4 protein-coding genes are annotated in these 6,419 nt (G+C 70.8%); all 4 read right to left on the bottom strand.

What is annotated here, in order from left to right:
- Positions 1–334: 334 nt before the first annotated feature.
- From G6023_RS13770 to G6023_RS13755, 4 genes are read right to left on the bottom strand one after another with little or no spacing between them, the layout of a single operon-like run.
- Positions 335–2,425, bottom strand: coding sequence for an arabinofuranosyltransferase AftB family protein (locus G6023_RS13770; RefSeq protein ID WP_163375317.1), 2,091 nt, complete (start codon positions 2,423–2,425; stop codon positions 335–337).
- Between the two features lie 16 nt (positions 2,426–2,441).
- The gene (locus tag G6023_RS13765; protein ID WP_096906243.1) at positions 2,442–3,479 is read right to left on the bottom strand and encodes a decaprenyl-phosphate phosphoribosyltransferase; all 1,038 of its coding nucleotides are present in this window, start codon (positions 3,477–3,479) and stop codon (positions 2,442–2,444) included.
- Positions 3,476–4,111 (bottom strand): phosphatase PAP2 family protein, encoded by a 636-nt coding sequence (locus tag G6023_RS13760; protein ID WP_069388758.1) that lies wholly within the window; start codon positions 4,109–4,111, stop codon positions 3,476–3,478. The genes G6023_RS13765 and G6023_RS13760 overlap by 4 nt, the downstream gene beginning before the upstream one ends.
- Positions 4,095–6,095: a glycosyltransferase gene (locus G6023_RS13755; protein WP_069388759.1), complete on the bottom strand. Its 2,001-nt coding sequence runs from the start codon at positions 6,093–6,095 to the stop codon at positions 4,095–4,097. Before G6023_RS13755 ends, G6023_RS13760 begins: the two co-directional genes overlap by 17 nt.
- Positions 6,096–6,419 lie beyond the last annotated feature (324 nt).

Below are 6,419 nucleotides of genomic sequence, written 5' to 3'. Positions count from 1 at the left end.
GGACCCGAGGCTGGCCGACGAGCCCTGCTCGGTCGCCTGGGCACCGGCCAGGGCCGGGGCGCCGACGACGAGCCCTGCGGCCGTCGCCAGTGCGGTGAGCCCGGCGGCGAACCTGCGCCGGAGGGTGGAGTGGGACATTCGTGTGTTCCTTTGTTCGTTCCTGGTGCCCGGGAGGGCATCGGTGACGTTCATCGGACCGGCCCCACCAGGGGGAGGACCGGAACTGCGACATCGAGTTCATCGATACTGTCGCGCACTTTGGGGCAGGTGTTACAGGTCGGGGACCATTTCGACCCCCGACTGTTACCGTTTCGAGACAACAGCGTGCGCAACACTACCGAGTGCCCTGATACTTCTCCACTTCCTCCGGCATCGGCAGCCCGCACCTCTGGACCTCGTACGCAGGGATTCTGTTGATCCTGTACTCGGCGTATGAGAATGCATTCACCACGTTGGACCAGCGCCTCTCGAGGGTCAACGGGGCCGTGTAGGACTCGATGAGTGCCTGCGTGGCGGGACACTGGAGCGCGACCTCGGCCTGGTTCACCCAGTTGACGTCGATCCACCGCGGGAAGTTGACCGGGTCCTCCACGACTCCGGTGCGCGCGAGCACCCAGTCGTACGGCAGGAACTTGTCATGCCCGATCCGGCCGTCCTCCATACGGTCCGTGTGCGCGGCCAGCGGCGAGGCGAGCCCGACGGTGTCGTAGACGTCCACGTCGAGCGGCAGGTTCATGCTGGTCATGCCGAGGTTGAGGAACACCACCGTCTTGAGGGGCTCCTCCGGCAGCTCGAACGGTGCCAACCCGGGCATCGGTCGGTCGTAGGACACCACGTCCCACCGGTCCTGGAACCCCGGCACCGGGAGGAATACCGCGCCGGTCCGGTTCCGGGTGACGTCGTTCACCAGGGCCCGCATCCGGGGGAAGTCCAGATAGTCCTCGGCGAGCAACGGGTGCCTGTGCCCGGTCCGCTGGATGTAGAACTGGCGCTCGTCGACGATCCCCGCCGACGTGATCGACTCCGGTTCTTCCCGGAACGGGTTCTCGGTGACCTGGACGGTCACCGCCCAGCCGACGACGACGAGCCACGCGGCCGCGATCGCCGGGACCGCCACCCGGCGCACCGAGGCCTCCGCGGACCCGCTGGCGGGACCGACGGGGAGGGGCACCACCGAGACCGGCAGGAGCAGGAGGAACAGAGACGGCAGCAGCACGCGGCCGTGCATGAAGTCGCCGCCGACGCGGATGACGTAGAGCAGCATCACCAGTGCCACCACGAGGAACACGATCGTGACGACCGGGGTGGAGCGGGCCCGGCGGCGCAGCCGCGGCAGGCGACCGCCCTCGTCGTCGTCGTGGTCGTCGGCGTCGTGGTCGTCGGCGCCCCCGCCATCGCCGCCACCATCGGCGGCGCCACCATCGGCGCCCCGCGGATCCGCTATCGTCCCTCCGGATCTGCTACTCCAATCCGGGTAGCGGATCCGGAGCGGGAATAGCGGATTTCCGGGGCGGGGGGCGAGGCGGGCCCGGAGGGCGACCATTCCCGCGACGAGCACGGCGGCCAGCGGCACCAGCAGGACGTACGGCGACAGCAGGTTCCACAGGTACTCGGCGCCCTTGTCCCACTTCGACCCGCCGGCGTCCTTGGCCACGGCCGTGAGCGGGTACGGCAGCGCGTAGAACGACATCCGCCAGACCTGGTAGACCACCGGGACCGTGCCGGCGAGCACCACCAGCCACCCGAGGTGACGCCACGACTGGTGGGCGACGGCCATCAGCGCCAGGAACGCCGCTGCGGCCAGTGCCATCTCGGGGCGCACCAGGGGGCCGAGCCCGGCGAGGAAGGCGATCGCGGCCGTGCCCGGGGTGGGTAGGCAGCCCAACCGGCCCTCACGATGGGGCGCCCGGGCCCACAGTTGCAACCCCAGCCACATGGCGCCGATCCAGCAGATGACCAGGCCCGTCTCGAGACCCGAGGTGGCGAAGTCGCGGGCCGGGGGCAGCATCACGTAGACCAGCACGCCGAACGGCAGCAGCACCATCGGCCCACCGGCCGGTGCGCGGCGGGTGCCGCGGTACATCACGCGGGTGCCCAGCATCGCGAACACCACCGCGAGCATGCTCAGCGTGAGCGCCACACCCAGGACGACCAGTTCGAGCCGGTACCCGACGATCTCGTGGACGCCGTAGATGAGGTACGTCCACAGCGTGGAGGTGTTGGACTCGACCCGCTCCCCCGCGTTGAACACCGGGCCGTTGCCGGCGATGAGGTTGCGGACGGTGCGCAGGACGATGAGGCCGTCGTCGGCGATCCACCGGCGCTGCCAGGCGCCGGCGAAGAAGACCGCCACCACCACCACGACCCCGGTCCAGAAGACCGCCCCGGTGCGCCCGAACCGGCGCGCCGCCGCCACCTGCGACATCGTCCGTCCGCCGGACTCAGGCGATCGACGGGACGATGTAGACGCCGATCACGACGGTGAGGACCCACAGCGCCGCGAGGACCTGCAGGACGCGGTCGCCGAGGGCGATGTCCTCGGGCTCGCCGGCCTGCGCGGCGTCGACGTCGACCGCGTAGCGCAGGACGGCGATGGTGAACGGCACGATCGAGATCTGCAGCCAGATCGCCGCCCCGTTCGGCTGCGTCGGGTCGGAGCCGCGGTCGTACGCCCACAGGGCGTAGCAGAGCACGAGCACCGTCGCCGAGAGCGTCCAGACGAACCGCAGGTAGGTGGGGGTGTAACTCTCCAACGCCTTGCGGATCTTGGCGCCGGTCTTCAGGTGCAGGCTCAGCTCGGCGTAGCGCTTGCCGGCGGCCATGAACAGCGAACCGAACGCCATGACCAGCAGGAACCACTGCGAGATGTCGACCTCGGCGGCCGCGCCACCGGCGACCGCGCGCAGCAGGAAGCCGGAGGAGACGAACGCGATGTCGAGCACCGGCTGGTGCTTGAGCCCGAAGCAGTACATGAGCTGCAGGACGATGTACACGGCCACGACGATCGCCAGGGCCGGGTGCGCCAGCAGCACCGAGATCGCGATCGACGCGATGATGAGTACCACCGCCATGCCGTACGCCAACCCCACGGGCAGGACGCCCGCCGCGATGGGGCGGAACCGCTTGGTCGGGTGGGCGCGGTCGGCCTCGACGTCCAACGCGTCGTTGATGAGGTACACGCTCGAGGCGGCCATGCAGAACGCCACGAACGCGATGAACACCGAGAACAGGACGCTGCCGTCGGTGAGGGTCTGGGACCCGGCCGCCGCGGGCGCGGCGATGACGAGGACGTTCTTGACCCACTGACGCGGCCGGAGCGCCTTGACCATGCCGTCGAGGAGGTTCTTGGGCGGCGCGCCCTTGGCATCCTCCTCCGCCTCGGCGATGTCGTCGATCTCGTTGGCGGTGTGCGGTTCGGCGCCGAGGAGGTGGTGGTCTGCCCCGCCCCGGGTCACCGGCGCTCCGGACTGATCGGTCATCGCTTCTCCTCGCGGTTCTGGGTGACGCCTGGGCCCGCCGCGCCGTCGCGCAGTGTCTCGGGCAGCACGCTCTGGACGGCGGCCGAGGGCCACACGGCGCGGGTGAGCGCAGCGCAGCCCGCGCCGACCGCGGCTCCGGCGAACACATCCGAAGGGTAGTGGACTCCCAGCACCAACCTCGACGCCAGCATGACCGGCACGAGCGCCGGCGCCACCGGGACCCCGACCACCGACCCCGCGAGCAGCGCGAACGCGGTGGTCGACGTGGCGTGGGACGACGGGAAACTGAGCTTGGAGGGGGTACCGACGCCGACGGTCACCGCGGGGTGGTCCGGGCGCCGCCGACGGATGACGCGCTTGACGACGACGGAGGTGGCATGGGCGCCGACGCTGCCGAGGCCGACCATCGCCCACCGACCGCGGCGGGCCGGATCGACGGCCATTCCCGTTGCCGCGACCGCCATCCAACCCAGCGCGTGCTCGCCGACATGCGATAGCGTCACGGCCGCCTCCCGGGAACCGGGCACGGCCAACAGCTGACGCTGGATCGCCGCCAGCAACCGGACCTCGCCGGTCGGTACGGGGATCTCCACGGCGGGATCGGACACCACCGGATCAGGATTCGAAGACACGGCCCCAGGCCTCCTTGGTCACGAGATCGGCGTGGGCGTCGCGGTAGCGGCGGCGCATCTCCGGGAACCGGCGGAACAGCTCACGGTGCACGGCGGCCGACTCCTTGAACAGGGCGGCGGCGAGGTCGCGGTCGCGCTTGCGGTAGACGACCCCGCGACCGTCGGCGGTGGTGACGGTCGCGCCGTCGACCCTGCTGAGCGAGTACCAGCGGGCCTCGATCGGCGGGAAGTTCGCCTGCGGCACCTCGTGGTGCGTCTTGTCGTCCCTGCTCAGGGTGTGGGCAAGGCCCCGCGCCAGCGCCACCGCCTTGCGGACCGGGCCCCTCGGCTCGGAGTGGATGCCCGCCGGGCCACCCGACGGTGCGGGCAGGTCGACGGCCGACGGGATGACCACCGCGTCGGGGAACTCCGCCCGCATCGCGCGCACCTTGGGCAGCGCGGTGGGCAGCAGTTCGTACAGGGCCTCCGGCCCCCTCAGGAAGTCCCGGATGGCCTCGATCTGGATGGCGACCGTCGAGTACTCGAGGCACACCAGGTGCTTGACCAGCGCCTTGAGGCTGGACTGCATGATGCCCCTGTGGTCGCCGTCGTGGTACATCGACGCCACCACCAGGCGGTTGCGCAGGTGGAAGTAGGCCTGCCAGTCGATCGCGTCGTCCTTGTCCGACCACGCCATGTGCCAGATCGCCACGCCCGGCATGGTGACGGTGGGATGGCCGGCCTGCCGCGCGCGCAGCCCGTATTCGGCGTCGTCCCACTTGATGAACAGCGGGAGCGGCTGCCCGATCTTCTCGGCGACCACGCGCGGGATGAGGCACATCCACCAGCCGTTGTAGTCCACGTCGATGCGGCGGTGCAGCGGCTTGGGGTTCTCGCGGTCCGTCAGCTGGTAGCGCGAGAAGTCGTAGTCGTAGTCCGCGTGCGGGGCGGCGGTCCACATGAAGTCGTGGGCGCCCACCACCTCGCCCATGGTGTGCAGGTGGCTGCGTTCCTGCAGGTTGAGCATCTGCCCGCCGACCAGCATCGGGACCGTGGAGAAGCGTCCGAACGCCAGGGCCCGCAGGATCGAGTCGGGCTCGATCTCGATGTCGTCGTCCATGTACAGGATGTACGGGGAATCGGTCAGCCTGCGCGCCTCGTACATGATGCGGCTGTAGCCGCCCGAGCCGCCGAGGTTGGGCTGGTCGAAGATGTGGAGTCGGTCCCCGAGGAACTCCGCCGCCTCCGCGAAGCCGGGCTCGTCGCGGACCTTGCGGTCGCCCTGGTCGGGCATGAGGACGGCGTCGATCACGGCGTCGACCTCGGGATCGGAGGTCAGTGCCCGCAGCGCGGCCACCGCGTCGCCGGGCCGGTTGAACGTGGGGATGCCGACGGTGACCCGCCGGTCGTTGGGCACCTGTACGGCCGGGTCGGGCGTGCCGTCCGGGCGGGCGTCGGGACGCGTGGGCGGTGCGTCGACCGAGGAGTACCACCCGCCGGCGAGCAACTCCACGTCCGTGTCGGAGGTGAGGTCGAACCAGATCCAGCCGCCGTCCTCGAACGGGCCCAGGTCGCAGACGAACTCGACCGTCGTCACCTGGTCGGCGCGGCCCGGTTCGCCGACGACGTCACCGGTGACCGCGATCCGCGAGCCGTCGATCTTGGAGCGGTACAGGTCCACGCGACCGGAACCGCGCACCGTCAACCGGAGGACGACCTCGCCGAGGACGGACCAGCGCCGCCAGTACGCCGCGGCGAACGCGTTGAAGTAGGTGGCGAACGAGACCTCGGAGTCGGCCCCGATCCGCAGGGAGGTCCGGGCGGAGGAGTGCGCGCGCCGGACGTTGGTGGGCGCCTCGGCGAGGTAGAGCGAGCGCACGTCGAGCGGCTCACCGGCCCGCGGCAGGATGATGCGTTGGAGGCATTCCCGGCCACGTGGAGCGGAGAGCGCGACGACCGACCGCTCGATCTCGTCGATCAGTTCGTGGTGGCCGTGGTGTTCCATGTGTGCCAGTCCCCGTCCCGACGGCCGGGGGCCGCCCTCATCAGCCTTGCTGCGCCTCGCCCTGCCCGCACGGCGGGCAGGAAAGCCGGGTCGATCGTACCCGTCGGGGCCGTGATGCCCAGTCCAGCACGCGCCGGGGCCCACCCGGGCCGGCGGAAGAAGTAGGTTCGTCCCATGCACCTCATCGGATCCGCCCGCCGCCGCCCGACCGTCCGCACCGCCCTGGGGGTGCTCGCCCTCGCCATGCCCCTCGCGCTCGCCGGGTGCGGCTCCGATGACGCCCCGTCCGACGACGCGGCGACCACCGGGGCGACCTCGGCGTCG

This window comes from Dietzia sp. DQ11-71, from assembly GCF_014144995.1.
GTDB lineage: Bacteria > Actinomycetota > Actinomycetes > Mycobacteriales > Mycobacteriaceae > Dietzia > Dietzia kunjamensis.
Note: the sequence above shows the minus strand (reverse complement) of the source record. Positions and strands in the feature narration are given on the sequence as shown.